This is a genomic window from Aquiflexum sp., from assembly GCF_041749095.1.
In the GTDB taxonomy this organism is placed as follows: Bacteria; Bacteroidota; Bacteroidia; order Cytophagales; family Cyclobacteriaceae; genus Aquiflexum.
Window position 1 is genome coordinate 1 of sequence record NZ_JBGTCA010000502.1, and the last position, 2,591, is coordinate 2,591.

The 2,591-nt window shown below is 40.4% G+C and carries 2 protein-coding genes; both read right to left on the bottom strand.

Annotated elements, in window-relative coordinates; translation table 11 throughout:
- Nucleotides 1-73 precede the first annotated feature (73 nt).
- Complete coding sequence (locus ACEW8O_RS23040) at nt 74-1,558, bottom strand: FISUMP domain-containing protein (protein ID WP_373496982.1); 1,485 nt, start codon at nt 1,556-1,558, stop codon at nt 74-76.
- Between the two features lie 766 nt (nt 1,559-2,324).
- Nucleotides 2,325-2,591 (bottom strand): helix-turn-helix transcriptional regulator (locus tag ACEW8O_RS23045; RefSeq protein ID WP_373496983.1); only part of this gene is annotated, 267 nt, incomplete at its 5' end.

The window sequence follows — 2,591 nt, forward strand, 5'->3', positions numbered from 1 at the left end:
TGTTTTGATTCCCTTGAGCGAAGAAAAAACCTGCCCGAAGGCAGGCGCTTTTATATTTGGTCCGTCACGTGTTTTAATCTTTAAGACATCTAATGCATCCCGGAAAATTAAATGCTCCAGTATCTCCCGCTATTGAAACTCCATTTTCAAGAAATGTAGGATTAATTCCAAAAATTACATTTGGGGGATTACCCGGTCCCTCTAGAGTTAGCCATGTAGTAGAATTGTTGCCAAATCCTTGGCTTATGCCCAAACTCAGTGTGCCTGTCCTTAAAGCATTGAATCTGCTGATATTGGTGTTTTCATCAATTGTCATGTCTGGCCACGAACTTCCTAACACCATTTTGTTTGCAGCTATTGTTGGCCAATCACTTGGTAATCCAGGTGCCAATACTGCAAAAAGGTGAGTAATCCACTCATTATGCGTTGGTACATGCCATCCCTCGGGACAAATATTTTTTTCACTTAGTGTCGCAGTCACCCACTTAGTGTAGATAAACCCATCCCTCTCACCATTTTGCAGATTGTTATTGTAAGAAAAATAACCCTCGACATTCCCATCCACTCCAAAAGTGAGGAAACGCAATGGAGTTCCATCGTTATACTTAGTAACTTTAAGATTTTCAGCCATCCATGTTCGGTCACCTATCTGTACTGTCTTATACACATTCCCTTCGATATCCGTCACTGTATTGGGATCCTCTTCCTCCTCTACAGTCAAGGTTGCGGTGCCGGTCACATCTTGACTTTGAGCAAATACAGTTACTTCACCTGCTTGAAGTCCTTTGGATAGTCCAGTGGAGGATATGGAAGCAATTTCATTGTCACCCAACATCCATTTCACATTCTGATCTTCTAATACTTCATCATAAAAATTATAAACAATGGCTTCAAACTGCTGTTCACCGTCCACAGGTACGGTAGCTTCTTCAGGCAAAACCTCAATCCTTGCAGGGCAAATTTTGTCTTCCAGCCTGAATGCTATTTTCATGGTTTGGTTTTCGACCAATGGAACAAGGTTGTTTTCAAGTTTCTTGGTTTGGGGAGAGACTATACCCACATCTACAAAACCCATCACCCTTTCTCCTACCCTCACCCTTATCCTGTAAATCTTGCCTTTGACAGCCTTGGTTTCTGCCGTATTCCAGTTGGCCAGGTAGAATTCATCTGTTTGATTGACCATCAGTTGTTTTACCCCGAATGCATCCCTGCTGAATACCTGATGGAAAGTCTTAAACTCAAAATCATCACTGATTTCCACAATAGGATTAAGGTTGGAATGGAAAGTACCGTTGAATTTAGGAGCCTTACCAATGGTCTGCTCCAAAAAGTAAAACTCATCGATCCCACCATGCGCTGCATCTGAAATCCCGATCTTGTCAACTTTTGACAGCAAAAACTGAGCTTGCAGCTCAAGGTCATTTTTAAGGTCATCATCATTGAACATACCTTCATTACAAGCTCCTACCAGCAGCAATAGCCCGAACGTAAGCCAAATGTGCGATTTCCAGGATTGGAGTACCTGCATTACTTTTCGATTTGTGAATTGATTTTTCATTGGATAAAAATTTTAGAATTATTGAAAATATTTTTTAAATAGAATAGGATGGACAACAATTCAGAATTAAGTAATTCATTGTAGTTCAAATCCTTTCAAACAAAAATACCCAAGCTTTTACCCAATGGAAATAGCTAAATATGGCTATAACCTTTGAGGTTTTTTTTTGGACCTTGAAGGATTTTCAGCATTAATATATTTGAGTGAGTGGAGACATTTATTTTGGCGGAAAGAAATCCTGTCTTGGTAATAAATAGAATGGCTATATGAGAGAGTGAGTGACAATCACTGAAGTGGAGGTCTTGCCGCCTATTTATTACCACATAGATTCATAGAGTATATATTTTTTATGTTCAATTACTTCTTATGGAGGCTATAAACTCTTCCTTTTAAAACTATGTGATCTCCTATGTTCTATGTGGTAACCATGATCCCTCGAGGTTGAAATGGGGTAAAGACCCATAGCTTGGAAACTTCTTAGTGTTCAAATATTGAACCGAATCATGAAATTAAGGGGCAATTTTACAATTTGACCATCTTCCAACTTTATCCCTTCCTTTGCGCCTTCGCGACTTTGCGGGAACCCTTACAAACAATGGAATTAAGGGGCAATTTTTCAATCCGCCAATGCGGACAAGTTCTTACTATTTTACCATCTTCCATCCCTCAAAACCTTCGAGGTCAAAAAAAACCTCAAAGGTTGACCTCAGGCAGACTCTAAAACCTTACCCTTCTTTGCGCCTTAGCGTCTTTGCGGGAAACCCATTCACAACAACTTCTTCTTATATGCCAATGCCACCGCCTCCCCAAGTGAATGTACATGGAGCTTTTCATAGATCTTTTTGACGTGGTTGTTGACGGTGAAGTAGCTGATGCCGAGTTCATCGGCGATCATTTTGTAGCTGAGGCCTTCGGCCAGTTTTTTGAGGACTTCGGATTCTTTGGGTGTCAGTTGGTAGTCTTCCTTTTTCTCTTTAGGGATTTCTCCAAAATACCGCATCACCTTCAAAGCAATGGAAGGACTCATACTTGC

Coding starts and splice junctions, on each gene's coding strand:
- ACEW8O_RS23040 (WP_373496982.1), bottom strand. CDS start 1,558: ATGAAAAATCAATTCACAAATCGAAAAGTAATGCAGGTACTCCAATCC.